Origin of the sequence: Pseudomonas sp. D2002 (assembly GCF_013385735.1) — a bacterium.
Classification (GTDB): Bacteria; Pseudomonadota; Gammaproteobacteria; order Pseudomonadales; family Pseudomonadaceae; genus Aquipseudomonas.
Map to the genome: position 1 here is coordinate 1 of NZ_JACAPL010000029.1, position 25,976 is coordinate 25,976.

The 25,976-nt window shown below is 62.2% G+C and carries 19 protein-coding genes; 13 read left to right on the forward strand and 6 right to left on the reverse strand.

Annotated features, from left to right (window positions below; all coding sequences use genetic code 11):
* Nucleotides 1–299: 299 nt before the first annotated feature.
* From uvrA to lexA, 6 genes are all read right to left on the reverse strand, one after another.
* Complete coding sequence (gene uvrA / locus HX783_RS29395; protein ID WP_177019200.1) at nt 300–2,819, reverse strand: excinuclease ABC subunit UvrA; 2,520 nt, start codon at nt 2,817–2,819, stop codon at nt 300–302.
* 8 nt (nt 2,820–2,827) lie between these two features.
* The gene (locus HX783_RS29400) at nt 2,828–4,528 is read right to left on the reverse strand and encodes an ATP-binding protein (RefSeq protein WP_177019201.1); all 1,701 of its coding nucleotides are present in this window, start codon (nt 4,526–4,528) and stop codon (nt 2,828–2,830) included.
* Between the two features lie 126 nt (nt 4,529–4,654).
* Nucleotides 4,655–7,747, reverse strand: a complete 3,093-nt coding sequence (locus HX783_RS29405) for an error-prone DNA polymerase (RefSeq protein ID WP_371317721.1) — start codon at nt 7,745–7,747, stop codon at nt 4,655–4,657.
* Nucleotides 7,723–9,138, reverse strand: coding sequence for a DNA polymerase Y family protein (locus HX783_RS29410; RefSeq protein WP_177019203.1), 1,416 nt, complete (start codon nt 9,136–9,138; stop codon nt 7,723–7,725). The genes HX783_RS29405 and HX783_RS29410 overlap by 25 nt, the downstream gene beginning before the upstream one ends.
* A 7-nt stretch (nt 9,139–9,145) precedes the next feature.
* Nucleotides 9,146–9,760: a translesion DNA synthesis-associated protein ImuA gene (gene imuA, locus HX783_RS29415; protein WP_177019204.1), complete on the reverse strand. Its 615-nt coding sequence runs from the start codon at nt 9,758–9,760 to the stop codon at nt 9,146–9,148.
* Nucleotides 9,760–10,377 (reverse strand): transcriptional repressor LexA, encoded by a 618-nt coding sequence (gene lexA / locus HX783_RS29420; protein ID WP_094952635.1) that lies wholly within the window; start codon nt 10,375–10,377, stop codon nt 9,760–9,762. Before lexA ends, imuA begins: the two co-directional genes overlap by 1 nt.
* Before the next feature lie 491 nt (nt 10,378–10,868).
* On the opposite strand from lexA, the gene HX783_RS29425 reads away from it, so the two are divergent.
* From HX783_RS29425 to nuoN, 13 genes are all read left to right on the forward strand, one after another.
* Complete coding sequence (locus HX783_RS29425) at nt 10,869–11,282, forward strand: NADH-quinone oxidoreductase subunit A (RefSeq protein WP_003219575.1); 414 nt, start codon at nt 10,869–10,871, stop codon at nt 11,280–11,282.
* A 10-nt stretch (nt 11,283–11,292) separates the two neighbouring features.
* Nucleotides 11,293–11,967: an NADH-quinone oxidoreductase subunit B family protein gene (locus tag HX783_RS29430; protein ID WP_003174719.1), complete on the forward strand. Its 675-nt coding sequence runs from the start codon at nt 11,293–11,295 to the stop codon at nt 11,965–11,967.
* Nucleotides 11,968–12,039: 72 nt separating this feature from the next.
* The gene (nuoC, locus tag HX783_RS29435; RefSeq protein WP_177019205.1) at nt 12,040–13,824 is read left to right on the forward strand and encodes an NADH-quinone oxidoreductase subunit C/D; all 1,785 of its coding nucleotides are present in this window, start codon (nt 12,040–12,042) and stop codon (nt 13,822–13,824) included.
* Nucleotides 13,825–13,826: 2 nt separating this feature from the next.
* A complete protein-coding gene (gene nuoE / locus HX783_RS29440) occupies nt 13,827–14,324 on the forward strand; it encodes an NADH-quinone oxidoreductase subunit NuoE (RefSeq protein ID WP_003174721.1) in 498 nt (165 codons plus the stop codon).
* The gene (gene nuoF / locus HX783_RS29445; protein ID WP_177019206.1) at nt 14,321–15,679 is read left to right on the forward strand and encodes an NADH-quinone oxidoreductase subunit NuoF; all 1,359 of its coding nucleotides are present in this window, start codon (nt 14,321–14,323) and stop codon (nt 15,677–15,679) included. The genes nuoE and nuoF overlap by 4 nt, the downstream gene beginning before the upstream one ends.
* A 134-nt stretch (nt 15,680–15,813) precedes the next feature.
* The gene (gene nuoG, locus HX783_RS29450; RefSeq protein ID WP_177019207.1) at nt 15,814–18,528 is read left to right on the forward strand and encodes an NADH-quinone oxidoreductase subunit NuoG; all 2,715 of its coding nucleotides are present in this window, start codon (nt 15,814–15,816) and stop codon (nt 18,526–18,528) included.
* Nucleotides 18,525–19,532 (forward strand): NADH-quinone oxidoreductase subunit NuoH, encoded by a 1,008-nt coding sequence (gene nuoH, locus HX783_RS29455; protein WP_053256843.1) that lies wholly within the window; start codon nt 18,525–18,527, stop codon nt 19,530–19,532. Before nuoG ends, nuoH begins: the two co-directional genes overlap by 4 nt.
* 11 nt (nt 19,533–19,543) lie before the next feature.
* Nucleotides 19,544–20,092, forward strand: coding sequence for an NADH-quinone oxidoreductase subunit NuoI (nuoI, locus tag HX783_RS29460; RefSeq protein WP_003174725.1), 549 nt, complete (start codon nt 19,544–19,546; stop codon nt 20,090–20,092).
* A 9-nt stretch (nt 20,093–20,101) separates the two neighbouring features.
* Nucleotides 20,102–20,605 (forward strand): NADH-quinone oxidoreductase subunit J, encoded by a 504-nt coding sequence (gene nuoJ / locus HX783_RS29465; RefSeq protein ID WP_003174726.1) that lies wholly within the window; start codon nt 20,102–20,104, stop codon nt 20,603–20,605.
* A 2-nt stretch (nt 20,606–20,607) separates the two neighbouring features.
* A complete protein-coding gene (gene nuoK / locus HX783_RS29470) occupies nt 20,608–20,916 on the forward strand; it encodes an NADH-quinone oxidoreductase subunit NuoK (protein ID WP_003174727.1) in 309 nt (102 codons plus the stop codon).
* On the forward strand, nt 20,913–22,766 hold the full coding sequence (gene nuoL, locus HX783_RS29475) for an NADH-quinone oxidoreductase subunit L (RefSeq protein WP_159957542.1): 1,854 nt from the start codon (nt 20,913–20,915) through the stop codon (nt 22,764–22,766). Before nuoK ends, nuoL begins: the two co-directional genes overlap by 4 nt.
* Before the next feature lie 49 nt (nt 22,767–22,815).
* Nucleotides 22,816–24,348 (forward strand): NADH-quinone oxidoreductase subunit M, encoded by a 1,533-nt coding sequence (gene nuoM / locus HX783_RS29480; protein WP_159957544.1) that lies wholly within the window; start codon nt 22,816–22,818, stop codon nt 24,346–24,348.
* A gap of 7 nt (nt 24,349–24,355) precedes the next feature.
* Nucleotides 24,356–25,819: an NADH-quinone oxidoreductase subunit NuoN gene (gene nuoN / locus HX783_RS29485; protein WP_177019208.1), complete on the forward strand. Its 1,464-nt coding sequence runs from the start codon at nt 24,356–24,358 to the stop codon at nt 25,817–25,819.
* Nucleotides 25,820–25,976: the final 157 nt, after the last annotated feature.

Below are 25,976 nucleotides of genomic sequence, written 5' to 3' on the forward strand. Positions count from 1 at the left end.
CACTTTTTGAAGGACCAAAAAGTAAGCAAAAAGTCCTCGTCGGTATGACTCACCCACATGGGTTACAAATCAGTTCACGCACATAGGTAACAGTTTGTAACCCATGTGGGTGAGTCATACCGACGAGGACTTTTTGCTTACTTTTTGGTCCTTCAAAAAGTGAGCCGCTGTAAGAGCGGAACCCTAAGTGGCCGTTACCGCAGGAATGGATATGTACTCGGTCTGATCCAGCACTCTGGTCGGCTGTCAGGCCGCCATCGGGGGCAAGCCCCCTCCCACATTTGATCAAGCAGTGACAGTCAGGCCAGTTCTCGGCTCAGGAACGGCGCAGTCCGGCTGCTCTTGCTCTTCGCCACCTTCTGCGGCGTGCCACTGGCAACCACCTTCCCGCCCAAATCCCCGGCACCCGGCCCGATATCAATCACCCAGTCACTCTGCGCGACAACGCGCATCTCGTGCTCCACAACCACCACCGTATGCCCCGCCTCCACCAGATGATTCAACTGGCTGAGCAAACGATCCACATCCCGTGGATGCAGCCCGGTTGTCGGCTCATCCAACACATACAAGGTGGCGCCACGCGCATTGCGTTGCAGCTCGGTGGCCAACTTGATGCGTTGCGCCTCACCGCCGGACAATTCCGTTGCCGGCTGGCCCAGGCGCAAATACCCCAAGCCGATATCGCGCAGCACCTGCAATGAGCGCAACACGCCAGGCTGGTCGGCGAACACCTCGACTGCCTGCTCCACCGTCAGCGCCAGCACCTGGGCGATGTTCAAGCCCTGCCATTTGACCGCCAGGGTTTCAGGGTTGTAGCGCGCGCCGTGGCAGGTCGGGCATGGCGCGTACACGCTGGGCATAAACAGCAGTTCAACGCTGACAAAACCCTCGCCCTCGCAATTGGGGCAGCGGCCCTTGGCGACGTTGAAAGAGAACTGCCCGGCGTCATAGTGACGCTTCTTCGCCGCCGGCGTGGCGGCGAACAGTTTGCGCACGTTGTCGAACAGCCCGGTGTAAGTCGCAAGGTTGGAACGCGGCGTACGGCCGATGGGTTTCTGGTCCACCTGCACCAGGCGGCGGATATGCTCAAGCCCCGCGCTGATACACCCACCGCTGCTTTGCGGGGTGTCGTCTTCGAGGCTGGGCTCCTCGTCGCTTTCAACCACGCGGCCGAGGCCCGTGCCCACCAGTTCCAGCAACGCCTGGCTGACCAGGCTGGATTTGCCCGAGCCGGAAATGCCGGTTACCGCCGTAAAGCAGCCCAAGGGGAAATCCACGCTCAGGTCGTTGAGGTTGTTACGGGTTACGCCTTCAAGTTTCAGCCAGCCGGAAGGCTCACGGCGTGACGGGTTCAAAGGCCGAGGCGCGGCGAACAAATATTCACGCGTCTGCGAGGCTTCGATTTCCGCCAGGCCAGCAGGCGGGCCGCTGTACAGCACCTGCCCGCCATGTTCGCCGGCAGCCGGCCCGACGTCGATCAGCCAGTCGGCGCGGCGCATGGTTTCCAGGTCATGCTCGACCACAAACAGCGAATTGCCCGCCGCTTTCAGACGCTCAAGGGCGGTGAACAAGGCTTCGCCGTCCGCTGGATGCAGGCCGGCCGACGGTTCATCCAGCACATAAATGACGCCGAACAACTGCGAGCCCAATTGCGTGGCCAGGCGCAGGCGCTGCAGTTCCCCGGACGATAACGTCGGCGTGCTGCGCTCCAGGGACAAATAGCCCAGGCCCAGTTCGGTCAAGGTGCTGACCCGCTCAAGCAAATCCTGGGCGATGCGCTGGGCGGCCAGACGTTTTTCCACCGACAGTTTCATCTTGTCCTGCCCCGCCGCGACCGGCCGCAGCAGCTCGGCCAGTTGCGCCAGCGACAGTTGCGACAGCTCGCCGATATCCACTCCGGCAAACTTCACCGACAGCGCCGCCTTGGTCAGCCGCTTGCCTTCGCACAACGGGCAGGCGCTGCCCTGCATGAACTGCGAGACGCGCTTTTTCATCAGCGCGCTTTGGGTGTGGGTGAAAGTGTGCAGGATATAGCGCCGCGCGCCGCTGAACGTGCCCTGGTAGCTCGGCTCCAACTTTCGCTTCAGTGCATCGCGGGTTTGCTGCGCAGTGAAACCGGCGTACACCAGCACGGTCGGGGTTTCCTCGGTGAAGAGGATCCAGTCGCGTTGTTTTTTCGGCAGGTCGCGCCAGGGAATATCCACGTCATAGCCCAGCGTGACCAGGATGTCGCGCAGGTTCTGCCCTTGCCACGCCAACGGCCAGGACGCCACCGCACGCTGGCGGATGGTCAGGCTCGGGTCGGGCACCATCAGCGCTTCGGTCACTTCGTACACCCGGCCCAGGCCGTGGCATTGCGGGCACGCGCCCTGGGGCAGGTTCGGCGAAAAGTCTTCGGCGTACAGCATCGCCTGCCCCGGCGGATAACTGCCGGCGCGCGAGTACAGCATGCGAATCAGGCTCGACAAGGTGGTGACGCTGCCCACCGACGAACGCGCGCTGGGCGTACCGCGCTGCTGTTGCAGGGCCACGGCCGGTGGCAGGCCTTCGATGGAATCCACATCGGGTACGCCGACCTGGTCGATCAAGCGCCGCGCATAGGGCGCCACCGACTCGAAATAGCGGCGCTGGGCCTCGGCATACACCGTGGAAAACGCCAACGAGGACTTGCCGGAACCCGAGACGCCGGTGAACACCACCAAGGCATCACGGGGAATGTCCACGTCGACGTTGCGCAGGTTATGTTCGCGGGCGCCGCGCACCCGTACAAAGCCTGAGTGCTGGCCGGTGAGTGGCGGAAAGTTGCGCTGTGAAGTCATGGAAAACCTTATCGAGCAGTGAGCACGCTGCGCACCCGTTGTGTCAGGGCTTCGGGGCTGTAAGGCTTGCTCAGCAGATGAATGTCGGGGCTCAGCAAGTGATTGCTGGAGAGAATGTCGCGGGTATGCCCGGAGGTAAACAGCACCGCCACCGGCGGCACCTGGGCGCGGGCCCAGTCGGCCAGGTCGGTACTTTTGACCCGACCGGGCATCACCACGTCGGTAAAGATCAGGTCCGGTTGCACGCCGCCCTGCAACGCTTGCATGGCGCGGTCGCCGTCTTCGGCGGTGAGCACGGTGTAGCCCGACTGCTCAAGCAACTCCACCACCGTCACGCGCACATCTTCGTTGTCCTCGACCACCAGAATCGTCTCCTGGCCAACGAGGTGCGGCTCCGGTTCGACGTGGCTGTCCGGGCACTCTTCGCCCAGGCTGCGCGGGAAATACATCTGCACCACGGTGCCCTTGCTTTCCTCGCTCCACACCTCGACATGGCCGCCGCTTTGGCGGACGAAACCAAACACCATGCTCAGGCCCAGGCCGGTGCCATGGCCTTCGCGCTTGGTGGTAAAAAACGGTTCGAACACCCGCGCCAGGATCGCCGGCGACATACCCACGCCGATGTCCGTGACGGCCAGGCGCACATACTCGCCAGGGCGGATGCTCTTGCCCGCGCAGTCGTCGGGGTTGAGGATGATGTTCTCGCCGGTAATCCGAATCACGCCTTCGCCGTGCATGGCATCGCGGGCATTGATCGCCAGGTTGAGCAGTGCGTTTTCCAACTGGTTACGGTCGACGTTGATGCACCACGAGTCTTGCGGCAATTGCACATCGATATGAATGGTTTCGCCCAATGCACGCTGCAGCAACTCGCCTAACCCTGCATAGATGCGCTGGGGGTTATAGACGGCCGGCGACAAGGGTTGGCGGCGCGCAAACGCCAGCAACTGCGACGACAGTTTGGCACCGCGCTCCACCGCCGCAATGGCGGCCGAGACCCGCCGCTGTACCTGGGCGTTTTCCGGCTCATGCCGGGCCAACAGGTGCAGGTTGCCGGCGATCACTTGCAGCAGGTTATTGAAGTCGTGGGCCACGCCACCGGTCAGCCCGCCGATGGCTTCGAGCTTTTGCGATTGGCGCAGTTGGGCTTCGGCGGCGGAACGCGCCTGCACTTCGGCGGCCACGCGCTGCTCCAGGTTATGGGTCAATTCCTGGCGCACACGTTCGGACTGCACGTGGGCGGTGGTCTCCACCACAATCGCGAGCACGCCGGCCGGTTGTTGGTTATCCCCGGCGACGGGACTGTAGTAGAGGTCCATCCACACCTCTTCCGGCTGGCCATTGCGCAGCAGCACCAGCGCCTTGTCGTTATACGACAAGGTGCCGCCGGCCAGGCAGGTGTCCAGCACATGCCGGTTGAAATCGGCGACTTCCGGCCAGCCCTGCTCAACGGGCGTGCCCAGCAGATACGGATGCCGCCCACCGGCAAATACCGAGTAGCTGTCGTTATAGATCATGTACCCCGCCTGCCCCCACAGCATCACCATGGGCATGGGCGATGCCAACAGCATCTGCACGGCGCTGACCAGGCTGGTGGGCCAGGCGTCGATCGGGCCGAGGTCGGTGGTCGACCAATCGAAGGCGCGGATTCGCTGGGCCATTTCACCGCCCCAGCCTTCGCAGCCATGGGTGTTGGATAAAAAATGCATCAATTGGCTCGTGGCGAAGAGAAAGATGGAGTCGTGGCGCAGTTCCACTGATAAAAACTTGGAGCCTGGCGGCAATAAATCGTTTCATTGCATATAGCTTATCCGTGGAGACCTGAGCAACTCCCCTCAGTGAAAATCCCGGCTGCGCACATTAATGCCCTCCAGCAGCGGCGTCAGGTCGGTCAGGCGCCCGGCAATCAAATGCCGCACTTCGCCTACCGCCTCCCAGCGCCCGTCGACTTTCAATAGCCGCGAACCGACCAACGCCTGGCGCTGACGCTCGGCCAGATCACGCCAGACCACCACATTGAGGTTGCCGAATTCGTCTTCCAGGGTGACGAAGGTCACCCCGCTGGCGGTGCCTGGGCGCTGCCGGCCAGTGACCAGGCCGGCGACGCTGACATTGCGCCCATGCTCCACCGCCATCAGCTCAAGTGAGCTGCGGCAGCGGCGCTTGCGCAATTCACCCCGCAGCAGCGCCAGCGGATGCGGGCCGAGGGTGGTGCCGAGTGTGGCGTAGTCGGCGTGCAGGTCCTCGCCGACCGTCGGTGCCGGCAGCGCCACCGCCGCTTCGTCAGGGCTGGGCAGGCCGGCGAACAAGCCAAGCTGTTTATGCACGCCCGCCACGTCCCAGCGCGCCTTGTGCCGGTTGCCCGCCAGGGCGCGCAAGGCGCCCGAGTCCGCCAACAGCGCCTGGGCGCGCGCATCCAGCCCGGCGCGCTCGTCGAGGTCGGCAATGTCACTGAACGTGCGGCGCTGGCGGGCTGCCTCGATGCGTCGTCCATCCTCTTCGCGAAACCCCGAGATCATGCGCAACCCCATGCGAATCGCCGGTTGCTGGCCGTCGATGGGTTCCAGGCTGCAATCCCAGTCACTGGCCAGCACATCCACCGGGCGAATCTGCAGGCGATGACGCCGCGCATCCTGCAGAATCTGGTCCGGGCTGTAGAAGCCCATGGGCCAACTGTTGATCAGCGCACAGGCAAAGGCCGCCGGCTCGTGACATTTGAGCCAGCAGCTGGCGTAGGTGAGCAAGGCAAAACTGGCCGCGTGGGACTCGGGAAAGCCGTAGCTGCCAAAGCCTTTGATCTGCTCGAAGATCTGCGCGGCAAAGGCTTCGCTGTAGCCGTTTTTAAGCATGCCGGTGCGCAGGCGTTCCTGATGCGGTTCCAGCCCGCCGTGGCGTTTCCAGGCGGCCATGGAGCGGCGCAACTGGTCAGCCTCGCCGGGGCCGTAGTCGGCGGCGACCATGGCGATCTGCATGACTTGTTCCTGAAACAGCGGCACGCCCAGGGTGCGTTCCAACACCGCCTTCAGTTGCGGGGATGGATAAGTCGTCGGCTCTTCTTTATTACGCCTGCGCAAATACGGATGCACCATGCCGCCCTGGATCGGCCCGGGCCGCACGATGGCGACCTCGATCACCAGGTCGTAGAAGGTTTGCGGCTTGAGCCTGGGCAGCATCGACATCTGCGCCCGCGACTCGATCTGGAACACGCCGATGGTGTCGGCCTTGCTGATCATCGCGTAGGTCGCGGCGTCTTCCTTGGGGATGGTCGCCAGGGCCAAATCCAGGTTGCGATGACGACGCAGCAAATCGAAGCAGCGGCGGATCGCACTGAGCATGCCCAAGGCCAGAATATCCACCTTGAGCAGGCCGACGGCGTCGAGGTCGTCCTTGTCCCACTGGATAATCGTGCGTTCGGCCATGGCGGCGTTTTCCACCGGCACCAAGGTGTCCAGCGGGTATTCAGAAATCACAAAGCCACCCGGGTGCTGGGACAAGTGCCGGGGAAAGCCGATCAACTGCTGGGTAAGTGTAAGCACGCGGCGCAGGATCGGGCTTTGCGGGTCAAAGCCGCCCTCGCGCAAGCGCTCCAAAGGCGGCGCATCTTCACTCCAGCGCCCGCAGCATTCAGCCAAGGCGTTGATCTGGTCGGGCGGCAAGCCGAGGGCCTTGGCCACATCGCGCACCGCGCCGGCCGCGTGGTAGCTGCTGACCACCGCCGTCAAGGCCGCGCGCGTGCGGCCGTAGCGCTGGAACACGTACTGCAGCACTTCTTCACGGCGCTCGTGTTCGAAGTCGACGTCGATATCCGGCGGCTCGTTGCGCTCCTTGGACAGGAAGCGCTCGAACAGCATGTTCATCAGGCTCGGGTCGATTTCGGTGATGCCCAAGGCAAAACACACCGCCGAGTTGGCCGCCGAGCCCCGGCCCTGGCACAGGATCGAACGGCTGCGGGCGAAGCGCACGATGTCGTGCACGGTGAGGAAATAACTTTCGTAGCCCAGTTCGCTGATCAGCGCCAGCTCATGGTTGATCTGCTGCAAGGTCTTGGCGTCGACACCCTGCGGCCAGCGCTGGGCGATACCCTCTTCGGTGAGCTGGCGCAGCCAGGACTTCGCATCCTGGCCTTCGGGCACCAACTCGCGCGGGTAGTGGTAGCGCAATTGGCTTAAGTCGAAGGTGCAGCGCTGCGCGATGGCCAGGGTTTCGTCGAGCAAGGCTTGCGGGTACAGCGCGGCCAGGGCGTCGAGGCTGCGCAGGTGCCGCTCGCCATTGGGGTGCAGGCGCGTGCCGGCGTCGGCCACCGTGACGTGATGGCGGATGGCGGTCATGGTGTCTTGCAGGGCGCGGCGGCCACGCGCATGCATATGCACATCACCGCAGGCCACTGCGCGAATGTTCAGGCTGGCGGCCAAGGCCAGGCGCTGCTGCAGATGGCGCGCGTCGTCCTGGCCGCAATGCAATTGCACCGCCAGCCACAGGCGTTCGGCAAACGTGCGGCGCAGCCATTGGATCGAGGCTTGGGTGTCGCTGTCTTCGGCCACCCACAGCGCCAGCAGGCCGGGCAGCGGCTGCTCGAAGTCTTCCTGCAACAGGCGATAGCTGCCTTTTTCGGCGCGGCGTCGGGCCACCGTGATCAGCCGGCACAGGTGCTGGTAGCCGCTGAGGTCTTCTACCAGCAACACCAGTTTCGGGCCGTTCTCGATGCGCACCTCGCTGCCGATGATCAGCGGCATGTCCACCGCCTTCGCCGCCTGCCAGGCCCGCACAATGCCGGCCAAGGTGCATTCGTCGGTGATTGCCAAGGCGCTATAGCCTTGGCGCCTGGCCCGCTCGAACAACTCCAGCGCACTCGACGCGCCGCGCTGGAAACTGAAATTGGACAGGCAGTGCAGCTCGGCGTAGCTCATGCAAACCAGCCTTGCAGCCACAGCCCGTCGTTTTGACCGACGTGGCGATAGGCCCAGCCTTGCTGCCCGGCGCGGGTCTGGATCAGGTAATAGTCGCGGCGCACATCGGCGCCATCCCACCAGCCGGACTCGATGCGTTCCGGGCCCATCAGAATCTGCACGCCCTGCTCGGCCAGCAAAGTCGGTTCGGGCAATAACCAGCCGGGGCGTTGCACCTTGTTCAAGGTGGGGCACACACGGTTATCGGCGGCCGCTTGCCAGGCGCATTCGGGGCGGTGGTCGGCGTGAAAGCGCAAGCCTTGCACCGCCTCATCGCCAAGGCGCGCGCGCAGGCGTTCGCGCAGTTGCTCCCAGGGCAAGGTCTGTTGCGGGCGGTCGTCGAACAGGTCCTGGCGCTGTGGCACGAACACCGGCAAGTCCTGGGCAACCAGGCGAAAGCCGCGTACCGGCGAGGTCACTTGCACCTGCTCGAGGCGGCCTCGGGCCAGTTCGAAGAGCATCGCCGGTTCGCGTTCGGCGCTGAGCAGGCCGACTTTGATCACGCTGTCGGGCGCCTGGGCGTGCTCCAGATGCAGGTCGAAGCGCTGCACGCCACTGTCGCGGCCGCAGAGGAAGGCGGACAGGTCGCCCGTCAACCGACGTAACGGAAACAGCAGCGCCTGATGCGATTGCACGTCGAAATTCAGCTCGATGCGCACATCGAACTGGTCCGGCGGCTGATAGAACGCCAGCGCCAGCGGGCGTTGCCCGGTCAGCGCATCCAGGTGCTTGAGCAGGCTGGCGTCAAAGCGTCGCGCCAGGGTGTGCCGGGGTAAGGCCTGCACCTGGGCGAGACTGCGCAGGCCCATGCGCGCCAAGGCGGTGGCGGCGTGCGGGTCGAGGCCGGCGCGGTCAATCGGCAGCGGCGCCAGGGCTTGCAGCAAGGCGTGATCATCGGCCACGGCCAGGCCATCGTAAAGATTCGCCAGCACCCGCGCCGCTGCCGGGTTGGGCGCGGCGACGATACGGTGGCGAAAGCCCAGTTCGGTCAACTCCTTGCGCAGCCGCGCCTCGAACTGCGGCCACGGCCCGAACAGGCCCAGGCTCGATTCGATCTCGAACAGCAGGGCGCGCGGGTAATACAGGCTGACCTGGGAACTGAAACGGTAGGCCCAGGCCGCGAGAAACTGCTGCCAGCGCTCGATCTCGGCGGGGTCGTATTCGGCACTGGCGAAGGTCTTGGCCAGCGCATGCGCTGCCGTCAGCGATTGACCGGGGCGCAGGCCCAAGGCGCGGGCAGCTTCATTGACGGTTTGCAGCACGCGGCGCTGCGGCGTGTCGGCCAGCAACGCGAGGGGTTGGTCGGGCTCGGGGTGCAGGCGCTGCACACCGTCCAGCGCCAATTGCGGGAACACAATACACACCCAGCGCATGGCAACCTCAGTGCCCCGCCAGCGCAATCGGCGCCGGATGGGCCAGCCCGCCGCGGCACTTGAGCACGCGCACTTGCGCCGGCCTTGCCTCAACGGCCAGGCGCAAGGCGGCGGGTGAGGCATTCACCGCTTCATTTAAAGCGCGCCAGGCAAACGCCAGGGTCTGGCCGGTTTCGGCCGCTACCTGCAAACGGCGCAAAGCACGGTCATCGGCCTTGCGCGGCCAGCACAACACCGCGCCGCAACTGCCGGACCGCAGGCATTGCTCGACGGCCCATAAGGCATCGCGCTCCTCGGCCTGGATCACCGAGAGCTGGCGCAAGTCCACCCCGGCGTTCTGCCAGGCGTGCGGGTACGGCGTATAAGGTGGCGCGACCAGCACAATGCGCTCGCCTGCTGCGGACAGCCGCGCCAGGGTCGGCAAGACCAATTGCAGTTCACCGACACCTTCCTTGGCCATCAATATTTCGCTCAACGCCGATTCCGGCCAGCCGCCCGTGGGCAGTACTGCGTCCAGCGCCGCCAGCCCAGTGGGGTGCACGCTGGCCGGTGGCGCGGCGGGCCGGCCCTTCCAGACGCGGCCGCCATTGAACAGCGCGTCCAGGGCAACGACGGCGCCCATCAGCCTTGCCTCACCAGGCCGCAGAACACCCCTTCGATGGCCAGGTCCTGATCAGGCCCGACCACGATGGGTTGATACGCGGGGTTACGTGGCAGCAGGCGCACATGCTCGCCATGGCGTTCAAAGCGTTTGATGGTGACTTCGCCGTCCAGGCGCGCCACTACAATCTGGCCGTTCAAGGCTTCGGCACTGCGGCGTACGCCGACCAGGTCGCCGTCGAGGATGCCGTCTTCGATCATTGAATCGCCCTGGACGCGCAGCAGGTAGTCCGGGGTTTTCGCGAAGGTGGCGGGGTCGAGTTGCAGGCGGTTGTGCACTTCGGCGTCGGCGCCGATGGGCAAGCCCGCCGCAACACGGCCGAGCACCGGCACGTCCAGCCATTCGGGGCGAGCCGGTTGGTTGAGCAGGCGGATACCGCGCGCCTGGTTGGGGTTGACCTCGATGAAGCCGGCTTCGGTGAGCGCCACCACGTGCTTGCGGGCGACGCTGCGCGAGGCGAAGCCGAACGCCTCGGCGATCTCGGCGAGGCTGGGCGGTTGGCCTTGTTGCGCGATGCGGTCGCGGATAAAGGTCAGGATGGCGGTGCGGCGGGGAGTCAGAGTCGTCATGGAGTACATTTGTACTCTTGTGGGAATTTTCTGACAATAGCCATCAGTCGGGGGCCGAGAGGGTGATTGAGCTCATTGCCACCCGGTTTCTGGCAAAACATTGATCCAGAGCGCTATTCACCTGAATAAAATCGGTTAAAAGATCCCCTGCATGAACTAGCGGCACTCTAGCAAGTAACAGCAACTTCCCCCGTTACACCACACCCATCCGCTTAAAACCCACGCAAACAATATTCATTATCATTTAGCTCATGAAAACTTCGTTACTGGTTAAACAAAACATATTTGATAAAAAGCCCGCTAATGCCCGCCACGCAAGGGCTACAGCCCCAAGAAGGTGCACTATGTGCTTATTCCATCGAATAATTTCGCTATAGGAATTTTACTTGCCCGGTGTTTAGCCATAAAATCACCGCGATTGATTGCAGTGCGACATATCGTCACTGCATCGTTACTTTTTCGAGCTCAGAGACCTTTGCTCTCTGTTAAGGATTTCCAGCATGACCGAAGCGACAGGACTCATGGCCCACAACTGGGGCTTTGCCATTTTCCTCCTCGGTGTTGTCGGCCTTTGCGCCTTCATGCTTGGTGTCTCCAGCCTCCTCGGGTCAAAAGCCTGGGGCCGCAGCAAAAATGAACCGTTCGAGTCCGGCATGCTGCCTACAGGTGGCGCCCGCTTGCGGCTCTCAGCCAAATTCTATCTGGTCGCGATGCTGTTCGTGATCTTCGATATCGAAGCCCTCTTTCTCTTTGCCTGGTCTGTGTCCGTCCGCGAAAGCGGCTGGACCGGATTCGTCGAAGCCCTCGTTTTCATAGCAATTCTGTTGGCAGGCCTTGTCTACCTATTTCGAGTGGGCGCCCTTGATTGGGCTCCGGAAGCTCGTCGCAAGCGGCAAGCGAAGCTGAAACAATGAGGCTTTGGCGATGCAATACAATCTCACCAGGATCGACCCGGATGCTCCTAACGAGCAGTACCCAATCGGCGAACGCGAAACCGTTTCCGACCCGTTAGAAGACCAAGTCCACAAAAACATCTACATGGGCAAGCTGGAAGACGTGCTGAGTGGCGCGGTCAACTGGGGACGCAAGAACTCCCTGTGGCCGTACAACTTCGGTCTTTCGTGCTGCTACGTGGAAATGACCACCGCCTTCACGGCGCCCCACGACATCGCGCGCTTTGGCGCCGAAGTTATCCGGGCATCACCGCGCCAGGCGGATTTCATGGTTATCGCCGGAACCTGCTTTATCAAGATGGCGCCGATCATTCAGCGTCTCTACGAGCAAATGCTCGAGCCGAAGTGGGTTATCTCCATGGGTTCGTGCGCCAACTCCGGTGGCATGTACGACATCTACTCCGTCGTTCAAGGGGTGGACAAGTTCCTGCCCGTGGACGTCTACGTGCCTGGCTGCCCGCCCCGCCCTGAAGCATTCCTGCAAGGCTTGATGCTGCTGCAGGAATCGATTGGCAAGGAGCGTCGCCCGCTTTCCTGGGTCGTCGGTGATCAAGGCGTGTACCGCGCCGAGATGCCGTCGCAAAAGGAACAGCGCCGCGAACAGCGAATCGCAGTCACCAACCTGCGCAGCCCCGACGAAGTCTGATCCAGCACCGCTTCTTTTATAGAACGAAAACCTGGCTTCATTCTTTACGTTGACCGAAAGCGATAAAAAACCATGACTACAGGCAGTGCTCTGTACATCCCGCCTTATAAGGCAGACGACCAGGATGTGGTCGTCGAACTCAATAACCGTTTTGGCCCTGACGCCTTCACCGCCCAGGCCACACGCACCGGTATGCCGGTGCTGTGGGTGGCGCGCGCCAAGCTCGTCGAAGTCCTGACCTTCCTGCGCAACCTGCCCAAGCCGTACGTCATGCTCTATGACCTGCATGGCGTGGACGAGCGTCTGCGCACCAAGCGCCAGGGGCTGCCGAGCGGCGCCGATTTCACCGTGTTCTATCACCTGCTGTCGATCGAACGTAACAGCGACGTGATGATCAAGGTGGCGCTGTCCGAGAGCGACCTGAGCGTGCCGACCGTGACCGGTATCTGGCCGAACGCCAGCTGGTACGAGCGTGAAGTCTGGGACATGTTCGGCATCGACTTCCCGGGCCACCCGCACCTGACGCGCATCATGATGCCACCGACCTGGGAAGGTCACCCGCTGCGCAAGGACTTCCCGGCGCGCGCCACCGAATTCGATCCGTTCAGCCTCAACCTCGCCAAGCAACAGCTTGAAGAAGAGGCTGCGCGCTTCCGTCCGGAAGACTGGGGCATGAAACGCTCCGGCACCAACGAGGACTACATGTTCCTCAACCTGGGCCCGAACCACCCTTCGGCTCACGGTGCCTTCCGTATCATCCTGCAACTGGACGGCGAAGAAATCGTCGACTGCGTACCGGACATCGGCTACCACCACCGTGGTGCCGAAAAAATGGCCGAGCGCCAGTCCTGGCACAGCTTCATCCCGTACACCGACCGTATCGACTACCTCGGCGGCGTGATGAACAACCTGCCGTACGTGCTCTCGGTCGAGAAGCTGGCCGGCATTAAAGTGCCGGATCGCGTCGACACCATCCGCATCATGATGGCCGAGTTCTTCCGGATCACCAGCCACCTGCTGTTCCTGGGCACCTACATCCAGGACGTCGGCGCCATGACCCCGGTGTTCTTTACCTTCACCGACCGTCAGCGCGCCTACAAGGTCATCGAAGCCATCACCGGTTTCCGCCTGCACCCGGCCTGGTATCGCATCGGCGGTGTGGCGCACGACCTGCCGAACGGCTGGGAGCGCCTGGTCAAGGAATTCATCGACTGGATGCCCAAGCGTCTGGACGAGTACCAGAAAGCCGCCCTCGACAACAGCATCCTCAAGGGCCGGACCATTGGCGTTGCCCAGTACAACACCAAAGAGGCCCTGGAATGGGGCGTCACCGGTGCTGGCCTGCGTTCCACCGGCTGCGATTTCGACCTGCGTAAAGCGCGCCCGTACTCCGGCTACGAGAACTTCGAATTCGAAGTGCCGCTGGCCGCGAATGGCGACGCCTACGACCGTTGCATCGTGCGCGTCGAAGAAATGCGCCAGAGCCTGAAGATCATCGAGCAGTGCATGCGCAACATGCCGGCCGGCCCGTACAAGGCGGATCACCCGCTGACCACGCCGCCGCAGAAAGAGCGCACGCTGCAGCACATCGAAACCCTGATCACGCACTTCCTGCAAGTTTCGTGGGGCCCGGTAATGCCGGCCAACGAATCCTTCCAGATGATCGAAGCGACCAAGGGTATCAACAGTTATTACCTGACGAGCGATGGCGGCACCATGAGCTACCGCACCCGGATTCGTACCCCAAGTTTTGCCCACTTGCAGCAGATCCCTTCGGTGATCAAAGGCGAGATGGTCGCGGACTTGATTGCGTACCTGGGTAGTATCGATTTCGTTATGGCCGACGTGGACCGCTAAGCATGAACAGCACGCTTATCCAGACAGACCGTTTCACCCTCAGTGAAACCGAGCGCTCGGCCATCGAGCACGAGCTGCATCACTACGAAGACCCGCGCGCGGCGTCGATCGAAGCCTTGAAGATCGTGCAGAAGGAACGTGGCTGGGTGCCGGACGGCGCCCTCTACGCCATCGGCGAGATCCTTGGCATCCCGGCCAGCGACGTTGAAGGTGTGGCCACGTTCTACAGCCAGATCTTCCGCCAGCCTGTGGGTCGCCACATTATTCGCGTGTGCGACAGCATGGTCTGCTACATCGGTGGTCACGAGTCGGTGGTCAGCGAGATCCAGAACAAGCTGGGCATTGGCCTGGGCCAAACCACCCCGGACGGCCGCTTCACGCTGCTGCCGGTGTGCTGCCTGGGCAACTGCGACAAGGCGCCGGCGTTGATGATCGACGACGACACATTCGGTGACGTGCAGCCTGCTGGCGTGACCCAATTGCTCGAGGGCTACCCATGACCCTTACATCTTTCGGCCCGGCCAACCTGATCAAGCGTTCGGCCGAGACTCACCCGCTGACCTGGCGCCTGCGTGACGACGGCGAGCCGGTATGGCTCGACGAATACCAGGCCAAGAACGGCTACTCCGCTGCGCGCAAGGCCTTCGCCAACATGGCCCAGGACGACATCGTCCAGACCGTGAAAGACGCCGGCCTTAAAGGCCGCGGCGGTGCTGGCTTCCCCACGGGCGTGAAGTGGGGCCTGATGCCCAAGGACGAATCCATCAACATCCGCTACCTGCTGTGCAACGCGGATGAGATGGAACCGAACACCTGGAAAGACCGCATGCTGATGGAGCAACTGCCCCATCTGCTGATCGAAGGCATGCTGATCAGCGCCCGCGCGCTGAAAACCTACCGTGGCTACATCTTCCTGCGTGGCGAATACACCACCGCCGCCAAGCACCTCACTCGTGCCGTGGAAGAAGCCAAGGCTGCAGGCCTGCTGGGCAAGAACATCCTGGGTTCCGGTTTTGACTTCGAACTGTTCGTGCACACCGGCGCCGGGCGTTACATCTGCGGTGAAGAAACCGCACTGATCAACTCCCTCGAAGGCCGCCGCGCCAACCCGCGTTCCAAGCCGCCCTTCCCTGCCGCCGTGGGCGTGTGGGGCAAGCCGACTTGCGTGAACAACGTTGAGACCCTGTGCAACGTGCCGGCGATCATTGCCGACGGCGTCGACTGGTACAAATCGTTGGCCCGCGAAGGCAGCGAAGACATGGGCACCAAGCTCATGGGCTTCTCCGGCAAGGTCAAGAACCCTGGCCTGTGGGAGCTGCCATTCGGCGTGACCGCCCGCGAGCTGTTCGAGGACTACGCCGGCGGCATGCGCGACGGCTACACCTTGAAAGCCTGGCAACCAGGCGGCGCCGGCACCGGCTTCCTGCTTCCTGAGCACCTGGACGCACAAATGTACGCCGGCGGCATCGGCAAGGTCGGCACCCGGATGGGTACGGGTCTGGCGATGGCGGTGGACAACACCGTGAACATGGTCTCGCTGCTGCGCAACATGGAGCAGTTCTTCTCCCGCGAATCCTGCGGTTTCTGCACCCCGTGCCGTGACGGTCTGCCCTGGAGCGTGAAGCTCTTGATGGCGATCGAGAAAGGCGAAGGCCAGCCAGGCGACATCGAGACCCTGCTGGGTCTGGTCGGCTTCCTCGGCCCAGGCAAGACTTTCTGTGCTCACGCACCGGGCGCCGTGGAACCATTGGGCAGCGCAATCAAATACTTCCGCTCTGAATTCGAGGCTGGCATCGCACCTGCGCGCGCTGGCGATCTGAATCAGGTGGTCACACCAACCATGGTTGGTGCGTAACGCTTAAAGAGCGAAGGGTCCGTGCCCTTCGCTTTCTCATGTGCTGACGCCTTTATGGCTGTGTAGATGCACATGAATAACAAGATTCCATTAGCCACGCCCGCTGACAACGGGCCAACGAAGAACTTTGAACCATGGCCACTATCCACGTAGACGGCAAAGCGCTCGAAGTCGATGGGGCAGACAACCTGTTACAGGCATGTCTCTCACTAGGCCTCGACATCCCTTATTTCTGCTGGCACCCCGCTCTTGGTAGCGTCGGTGCCTGTCGCCAGTGTGCGGTCAAGCAGTACACCGACGAAAACGACACCCGTGGTCGTATCGTCATGTCCTGCATGACCCCAGCCACCGACAACACCTGGATCTCCATCGAAGATGAAGAATCCAAGGCGTTCCGCGCCAGCGTTGTCGAATGGCTGATGACCAACCACCCGCACGACTGCCCGGTCTGTGAGGAAGGCGGTCACTGCCACTTGCAAGACATGACGGTGATGACCGGCCACAACGAGCGCCGCTATCGCTTCACCAAGCGTACCCACCAGAACCAGGACCTCGGCCCGTTCATTTCCCACGAAATGAACCGCTGCATCGCCTGCTACCGCTGCGTGCGTTTCTATAAAGACTACGCCGGCGGCACCGACCTCGGCGTATTCGGCGCCCACGACAACGTGTACTTCGGTCGCGTTGAAGACGGTGTGCTTGAGAGCGAGTTCTCCGGCAACCTCACCGAGGTCTGCCCGACCGGTGTATTCACCGACAAGACCCACTCCGAGCGCTACAACCGTAAGTGGGACATGCAGTTCTCACCGAGCATCTGCCATGGCTGCTCCAGCGGTTGCAACATCTCCCCGGGCGAGCGCTACGGTGAACTGCGTCGTATCGAAAACCGCTTCAACGGTTCGGTCAACCAGTACTTCCTCTGCGACCGTGGCCGTTTCGGCTATGGCTACGTCAACCGCGAAGACCGCCCGCGCCAGCCACTGTTGGCCGATGGCGCCAAGCTGAGCCTGGACGACGCGCTGGATAAAGCCGCCGACCTGCTGCGTGGCCGCAACATCGTCGGTATCGGTTCGCCCCGCGCCAGCCTCGAAAGCAACTACGCGTTGCGCGAGCTGGTCGGCGCCGAGCACTTCTACTCCGGTATCGAAGCCGGTGAATTGGAGCGCATCCGCCTGGTCCTGCAAGTGCTGAACGACAGCCCGCTGCCGGTTCCGAACATGCGCGACATCGAAGACCACGACGCGATTTTCGTGCTCGGTGAAGACCTGACCCAGACCGCCGCGCGTATCGCGCTGTCGCTGCGTCAGTCGGTCAAAGGCAAAGCTGAAGACATGGCCGATGCCATGCGCGTCCAGCCTTGGCTCGACGCTGCGGTGAAAAACATCGGCCAGCACGCGCTGAACCCGCTGTTTATTGCAAGCCTGGCAGAAACCAAGCTCGACGATATCGCCGAAGAATGCGTCCACGCCGCCCCAGACGACCTGGCCCGCATCGGTTTCGCCGTGGCGCACGCCCTGGACGCCAGCGCGCCTGCCGTCGAAGGCCTGGACGCTGAAGCCGGTGAACTGGCCCAGCGCATCGCCGACGCCCTGCTGGCCGCCAAGCGCCCATTGATCATTGCCGGCACCTCGTTGGGTTCCAAAGCGCTGATCGAAGCCGCTGCCAACATCGCCAAAGCCTTGAAGCTGCGCGACAAGAACGGTTCCATCAGCCTGGTCGTGCCGGAAGCCAACAGCCTTGGCCTGGCCATGCTCGGTGGCGAATCGCTGGACGCTGCCCTGCAAGCCGTGACTGACGGTCAAGCCGACGCCATCGTGGTACTGGAAAACGACCTGTACACCCGCACGGATTCGGCCAAGGTTGACGCCGCGCTGGACGCTGCCAAAGTGCTGATCGTTGCCGACCACCAGAAGACCGCCACCAGCGAACGTGCCGACCTGGTCCTGCCAGCCGCTACTTTCGCCGAAGGCGACGGTACCCTGGTCAGCCAGGAAGGCCGCGCCCAGCGCTTCTTCCAGGTGTTCGATCCGAAGTACATGGACGCCAGCATCCTGGTTCACGAAGGCTGGCGCTGGCTGCATGCCCTGCGCGCTACCTTGCTGAACCAGCCGATCGACTGGACCCAGCTCGACCACGTGACGGCTGCTGCCGCCGCGAGCGCGCCGCAGTTGGCACGCATCGTCGACGCTGCACCGTCCGCCTCGTTCCGCATCAAGGGCTTGAAACTGGCCCGTGAACCGCTGCGTTACTCCGGGCGTACCGCCATGCGCGCCGACATCAGCGTGCACGAACCGCGTACCCCACAAGACCCCGACACCGCGTTCGCCTTCTCCATGGAAGGTTACTCGGGTTCGGTTGAGCCGCGTCAGCAGGTGCCTTTCGCCTGGTCGCCGGGCTGGAACTCGCCACAGGCCTGGAACAAGTTCCAGGACGAAGTCGGTGGTCATATCCGCGCTGGCGACCCAGGCACCCGCCTGATCGAAAGCACCGGTGATGCGCTGAACTGGTTCGCTGCCGTACCGCGTCCGTTCAACCCGGCCCAGGGCACTTGGCAGGTTGTGCCGTTCTTCCACCTGTTCGGCAGCGAAGAAACCTCTTCCAAAGCCGCGCCGGTACAAGAGCGCATTCCGGCCGCTTACGTGTCCGTGGCCAAGTCCGAAGCCGACCGCCTGGGCGTCAACGACGGTGCCCTGCTCAGCTTGACCGTCGGTGGCCAGACCCTGCGTCTGCCGCTGCGCATCAACGAAGAGTTGGGGGCTGGCCTGGTTGCACTGCCTAAAGGCCTCGCGGGCATTCCGCCGGCGATCTTTGGCCAAACCGTTGACGGTCTGCAGGAGGCAGCGCAATGACCTGGTTCACCCCTGAAGTGATCGACGTGATCATCTCGGTCGTCAAGGCCATCGTGATCCTGTTGGCCGTGGTCGTTGCGGGCGCCCTGCTCAGCTTCGTCGAACGTCGCCTGCTGGGCTGGTGGCAGGACCGTTACGGTCCGAACCGCGTTGGCCCGTTCGGCATGTTCCAGATCGCTGCCGACATGCTCAAAATGTTCTTCAAGGAAGACTGGACCCCGCCGTTTGCCGACAAGGTGATCTTCACCCTGGCACCGGTCGTGGCCATGAGCGCCTTGCTGATCGCCTTCGCAGTCATCCCGATCACCCCGACCTGGGGCGTGGCGGACCTGAACATCGGCTTGCTGTTCTTCTTCGCCATGGCCGGTCTGTCGGTCTACGCGGTGCTGTTCGCCGGTTGGTCGAGCAACAACAAGTTCGCCCTGCTGGGCAGCTTGCGGGCCTCGGCCCAGACCGTGTCCTACGAAGTGTTCATGGGCCTGGCGCTGATGGGCATCGTGGTGCAGGTCGGCTCGTTCAACATGCGCGACATCGTCGAGTACCAGGCGCAGAACCTGTGGTTCATCATTCCGCAGTTCTTCGGCTTCTGTACCTTCTTCATCGCTGGCGTCGCCGTGACTCACCGTCACCCGTTCGACCAACCGGAAGCGGAACAGGAACTGGCTGACGGTTACCACATTGAATACGCCGGCATGAAATGGGGCATGTTCTTCGTTGGCGAATACATCGGCATCATCTTGATCTCGGCACTGCTGGTCACGCTGTTCTTCGGCGGCTGGCACGGCCCGTTCAACATCCTGCCGCAACTGGCGTTCTTCTGGTTTTTCTTGAAGACGGCGTTCTTCATCATGCTGTTCATCCTGCTGCGCGCCTCTATTCCGCGCCCACGCTATGACCAGGTGATGGATTTCAGCTGGAGATTCTGCCTGCCGCTGACCCTGATCAATTTGCTGGTGACGGCTGCTGTTGTGTTGTTGAACACGCCAGCCGGCGCGGTTCAGTGAGGATTTGACCCATGTTCAAATATATTGGCGACATCGTTAAGGGTACTGGTACCCAGTTGCGAAGCCTGGTGATGGTTTTCGGCCATGGCTTCCGCAAACGCGACACCCTGCAATACCCGGAAGAAGCGGTGTACCTGCCGCCGCGCTATCGCGGCCGTATCGTGCTGACCCGCGACCCCGATGGCGAAGAGCGTTGCGTAGCCTGCAACCTGTGCGCCGTGGCGTGCCCGGTGGGTTGCATCTCCCTGCAGAAAGCTGAAACCGAAGACGGTCGCTGGTACCCGGACTTCTTCCGCATCAACTTCTCGCGCTGCATTTTCTGCGGCCTCTGCGAGGAAGCTTGCCCGACCACCGCGATCCAGCTGACACCGGATTTCGAGATGGCCGAGTTCAAACGTCAGGACCTGGTGTACGAGAAAGAAGATCTGCTGATCTCTGGTCCCGGTAAAAACCCTGATTACAACTTCTATCGTGTTGCAGGTATGGCCGTTGCCGGTAAGCCGAAGGGCGCCGCACAAAACGAAGCCGAGCCGATCAACGTGAAGAGCTTGCTGCCTTAAGGAAGAAAGATGGAATTCGCTTTCTATTTCGCGTCGGGTATTGCAGTGGTGTCCACGCTTCGCGTGATCACCAACACCAACCCCGTGCACGCCCTGCTCTACCTGATCATTTCGCTGATCGCCGTGGCCATGACCTTTTTCAGCCTCGGCGCACCGTTCGCCGGTGTCCTGGAAGTGATCGCCTACGCCGGCGCCATCATGGTGCTGTTCGTGTTTGTGGTGATGATGCTCAACCTGGGGCCGGCTTCGGTCGCCCAGGAACGCGTCTGGCTCAAGCCCGGCATCTGGCTCGGCCCGGTTGTCCTGGCAGCGCTGCTGCTGGGTGAACTGCTGTATGTGCTGTTCGCTCACCAAAGCGGCCAGGCCATCGGCCACACCACCGTAGACGCCAAAGCCGTGGGCATCAGCCTGTTCGGCCCGTACCTGCTGGTGGTCGAACTGGCTTCGATGCTGCTGCTCGCTGCAGCCATCACCGCCTTCCACTTGGGCCGCAACGAAGCCAAGGAGCAATGACGATGCCTGCTATCCCTTTGGAGCATGGTCTGGCGGTCGCCGGCATCCTGTTCTGCCTTGGCCTGGTCGGCCTGATGGTTCGCCGTAACATTCTGTTCGTGTTGATGAGCCTGGAAATCATGATGAACGCTGCAGCACTGGCGTTCATCGTTGCAGGTGCACGTTGGGGCCAGCCGGATGGACAAGTCATGTTCATCCTGGTGATCAGCCTGGCAGCCGCCGAAGCCAGTATTGGCCTGGCGATCCTGCTGCAACTGTATCGTCGCTTCCACACGCTTGATATCGACGCTGCCAGTGAGATGCGCGGATGAACATGATCTTTCTGACTTTCGTATTTCCCCTGATCGGTTTCCTGCTGCTGTCGTTCTCCCGTGGACGCTGGTCGGAAAACCTGTCTGCCCTGATCGGTGTGGGTTCCATTGGCCTGTCGGCGATCGTCGCCGCCTACGTCATCTGGCAATTCAACGTGGCGCCGCCGGAAGGCGGCCACTACACCCTGGTGCTGTGGCAGTGGATGTCGGTGGACGGCTTCAAGCCGAACTTCGCCCTCTACGTCGACGGCCTGTCGATCACCATGCTCGGCGTGGTGGTCGGTGTGGGCTTCCTGATCCACCTGTTCGCGTCCTGGTACATGCGCGGTGAAGCCGGTTACTCGCGCTTCTTCTCGTACACCAACCTGTTTATCGCCAGCATGCTGTTCCTGGTATTGGGCGATAACCTGTTGTTCCTGTACTTCGGCTGGGAAGGCGTGGGCCTGTGCTCGTACCTGTTGATCGGTTTCTACTACAGCAACCGCAACAACGGCAACGCGGCACTCAAGGCCTTCATCGTTACCCGCATCGGCGACGTGTTCATGGCCATCGGCCTGTTCATCCTGTTCCAACAAGTGGGCACGCTGAACATCCAGGAACTGCTGGTACTGGCACCGCAGAAATTCCAGGTCGGCGACTTCTGGATCACCCTGGCAACCCTGATGCTGCTGGGTGGCGCCGTAGGTAAATCCGCGCAACTGCCACTGCAAACCTGGCTGGCGGATGCGATGGCCGGCCCTACGCCGGTTTCCGCACTGATTCACGCGGCAACCATGGTAACGGCCGGTGTCTACCTGATTGCCCGTACCCACGGCCTGTTCACCCTGGCGCCGGAAATCCTGCACCTGGTGGGCCTGGTCGGCGGCGTAACCCTGGTACTGGCCGGTTTTGCCGCGCTGGTGCAGACCGACATCAAGCGGATCCTCGCCTACTCGACCATGAGCCAGATCGGCTACATGTTCCTGGCCCTGGGCGTCGGCGCCTGGGACGCGGCGATCTTCCACCTGATGACCCACGCCTTCTTCAAGGCCCTGTTGTTCCTCGCTTCCGGTGCGGTGATCGTTGCCTGCCACCACGAGCAGAACATCTTCAAGATGGGCGGCCTGTGGAAGAAACTGCCGTTGGCCTACGCCAGCTTCATCGTCGGTGGTGCTGCCCTGGCTGCCCTGCCGCTGGTGACCGCAGGTTTCTACTCCAAAGACGAAATCCTCTGGGAAGCCTTTGCCAGCGGTAACCAGAACCTGCTGTACGCAGGCCTGGTCGGTGCCTTCATGACCTCGCTGTACACCTTCCGCCTGATCTTCATCACCTTCCACGGTGAAGCCAAGACCGAAGCACACGCAGGCCACGGCATCTCCCACTGGCTGCCACTGTCGGTGCTGATCATCCTGTCGACCTTCATCGGCGCCATGATCACCCCGCCACTGGCCGGCGTACTGCCGGAAAGCGCTGGCCATGCCGGCGGCGCCGCCAAGCACAGCCTGGAAATCGCCTCGGGCGCCATCGCCCTGGCCGGTATCCTGCTGGCAGCCCTGCTGTTCCTCGGCAAGCGTCGCTTCGTTACCGCTGTTGCCAACAGTGGCATCGGCCGCTTCCTGTCGGCCTGGTGGTTCGCCGCCTGGGGCTTCGACTGGATCTACGACAAACTGTTCGTCAAGCCTTACCTTGCGATCAGCCATGTACTGCGCAAAGACCCGCTCGACCAGACCATCGGTTTGATCCCGCGCGCCGCCAAGGCCGGTCACACCGCCCTGAGCCGCAGCGAGACGGGCCAATTGCGTTGGTACGCCGCCTCCATGGCCGTTGGTGCCGTGCTGGTGATCGGCGCCATCGTCGTCGTGGCGGTGTAACTATGTACATTGCGAACTTTGCGAACTTGCGAAAGGAAACGAGCCCGTCATGATTCTGCCCTGGCTAATCCTGATCCCCTTTATCGGCGGCCTGCTCTGCTGGATGGGTGAACGCTTCGGCGCCACCCTCCCCCGCTGGATTGCGTTGCTGACCATGTCCCTGGAACTCGCGCTCGGCCTCTGGCTGTGGGCCCACGGTGACTATTCATTCGCTCCGGCACCGGGTGTCGATCCAACCTTCGCGCTTGAATTCAAGCACGTGTGGATCCAGCGCTTCGGCATCAACGTGCACCTGGCCCTCGACGGCCTGTCGCTGTTGATGATCCTGCTGACCGGCTTGCTGGGTATCCTCTCGGTACTCTGCTCCTGGAAAGAAATTCAGCGTCACGTGGGCTTCTTCCACCTGAACCTGATGTGGATCCTGGGCGGTGTTGTCGGCGTGTTCCTTGCGCTGGACCTGTTCATGTTCTTCTTCTTCTGGGAAATGATGCTGGTGCCGATGTACTTCCTCATCGCGCTCTGGGGTCACAGTTCTTCGGACGGCAAGAAAACCCGGATCTACGCGGCGACCAAGTTCTTCATCTTCACCCAGGCTTCCGGCCTGATCATGTTGGTGGCGATCCTGGGTCTGGTACTGGTCAACTTCAACAACACCGGCGTGATTACCTTCAACTACGCCGACCTGTTGAAAACCAAGATGTCGCTGACCACCGAGTACATCCTGATGCTGGGCTTCTTCATCGCCTTCGCGGTGAAGCTGCCGGTGGTGCCGTTCCACTCCTGGCTGCCTGACGCTCACGCCCAGGCGCCGACCGCAGGTTCCGTGGACCTGGCCGGTATCCTGCTGAAGACCGCTGCTTACGGCCTGCTGCGTTTCGCCCTGCCGCTGTTCCCGAATGCCTCGGCCGAGTTCGCGCCGATCGCCATGACCCTGGGTCTGATCGGGATCTTCTACGGTGCGTTCCTGGCCTTCGCACAAACCGACATCAAGCGTCTGATCGCCTTCTCGTCCGTTTCCCACATGGGTTTCGTACTGATCGGCATCTACTCCGGCAGCCAACTGGCGTTGCAAGGCGCCGTGATCCAGATGTTGGCCCACGGTGTTTCCGCCGCCGCACTGTTTATCCTCAGTGGTCAGCTGTACGAGCGCCTGCACACCCGTGACATGCGTGAAATGGGTGGCGTGTGGTCGCGCATCGCTTACCTGCCGGCGATCAGCCTGTTCTTCGCTGCTGCGTCGCTGGGCTTGCCGGGCACCGGCAACTTCATCGGCGAGTTCCTGATCCTGATGGGTTCGTTCGTGCACACGCCGTGGATCAGCGCCATTGCTACATCCGGCCTGGTGTTTGGTTCGGTTTACTCGCTGATCATGATCCACCGCGCCTACTTCGGCCCGGCCAAGTCCGACACCGTCCTGCAAGGGATGGATGCTCGCGAACTGATCATGGTGCTCGGCCTTGCGGTACTGCTGATCTACATCGGCGTGTACCCGCAACCGTTCCTGGACACTTCTGCCGCGACGATGCATGGCGTGCAGCAGTGGTTCAGCACCGCCTTCACTCAACTCGCTTCGGCACGGTAAGAGCGCTATGGAATTCACGATCCAACACTTTATCGCGCTTGCGCCGCTGCTGATCACCAGCCTCACCATCGTGGTGGTGATGCTGGCGATCGCCTGGCGCCGCAATCACTCGCAAACGTTCCTGCTGTCCTGTGCCGGTTTGAACCTGGCCCTGCTGTCGATCATTCCAGCCCTCAAGGTCGCGCCATTGGCCGTGACCCCGCTGATGATGATCGATGACTTCGCGCTGCTGTATATCGCGTTGATCCTGGTCGCCACCCTGGCCTGCGTCACCCTCGCCCACGCCTACCTCGGCGAAGGCGGCGCGGGCTACCCGGGCAACAAGGAAGAGCTGTACCTGCTGATCCTGCTGGCTGCGGCCGGCGGCATCGTGCTGGTCAGCGCACAGCACCTGGCCGGCTTGTTCATCGGCCTGGAACTGCTGTCGATCCCGACCTACGGCCTGGTGGCGTATGCCTTCTTCAACAAGCGCTCCCTGGAAGCCGGCATCAAGTACATGGTGCTGTCGGCCGCCGGTTCCGCGTTCCTGTTGTTCGGTATGGCCCTGCTCTACGCAGAAGCCGGTAGCCTGAGCTTCACCGGTATCGGTCACGCCCTGGCAACCACCAGCATGCCTGCGCCAATTGCCCAACTGGGCCTGGCGATGATGCTGATCGGCCTGGCGTTCAAGCTCTCCCTGGTGCCGTTCCACCTGTGGACCCCGGACGTCTACGAAGGCGCCCCGGCGCCGGTGGCGGCGTTTTTGGCCACGGCGTCGAAGGTTGCCGTGTTTGCGGTGATGGTGCGTCTGTTCCAGATCTCGCCTGCCGCCAACACCGGCGTGCTGAGCAACGTGCTGACCGTGATCGCCATTGCGTCGATCCTGTTCGGTAACCTGCTGGCTCTGACCCAGAACAACCTCAAGCGTCTGCTCGGTTACTCCTCCATCGCGCACTTCGGCTACCTGCTGATCGCGCTGGTGGCGAGCAAAGGCCTGGCTGTGGAAGCGATGGGCGTGTACCTGGTCACCTACGTGATCACCAGCCTTGGCGCGTTCGGCGTGATCACGCTGATGTCCTCGCCGTTCAAAGGCCGTGACGCTGACGCTTTGTACGAATACCGCGGCCTGTTCTGGCGCCGTCCGTACCTGACTGCCGTACTGACCGTGATGATGCTGTCCCTGGCGGGTATCCCGCTGACTGCAGGCTTTATCGGTAAGTTCTACATCGTTGCGACCGGCGTTGAAGCCCACGAATGGTGGTTGGTTGCCTCCCTCGTGCTGGGTAGCGCCATCGGCGTGTTCTACTACCTGCGTGTGATGGTCACCCTGTACCTGATCGAGCCAAACCTGCGCCGTGTGGATGCCGAGCTGCACTGGGAACAGAAAGCCGGTGGCGTGATGCTGCTGGCGATCGCCCTGCTTGCGTTCTTCTTGGGCGTGTACCCACAGCCGTTGCTCACCCTGGTGCAGCACGCGGTACTGGGCGTTTGATCGCTTAGCAATATGCAGTAAAAAGAACGGCGCCTTTGGGCGCCGTTTTTGCGTTTTGGGGGAATGTAGTTGGGCGCGGGGTCGCTGGGTACATATCCGTTATTTGGGTGATGGCTGATATCGGTTCCGCTCTTACAGCGGGTCACTTTTGGAAAAG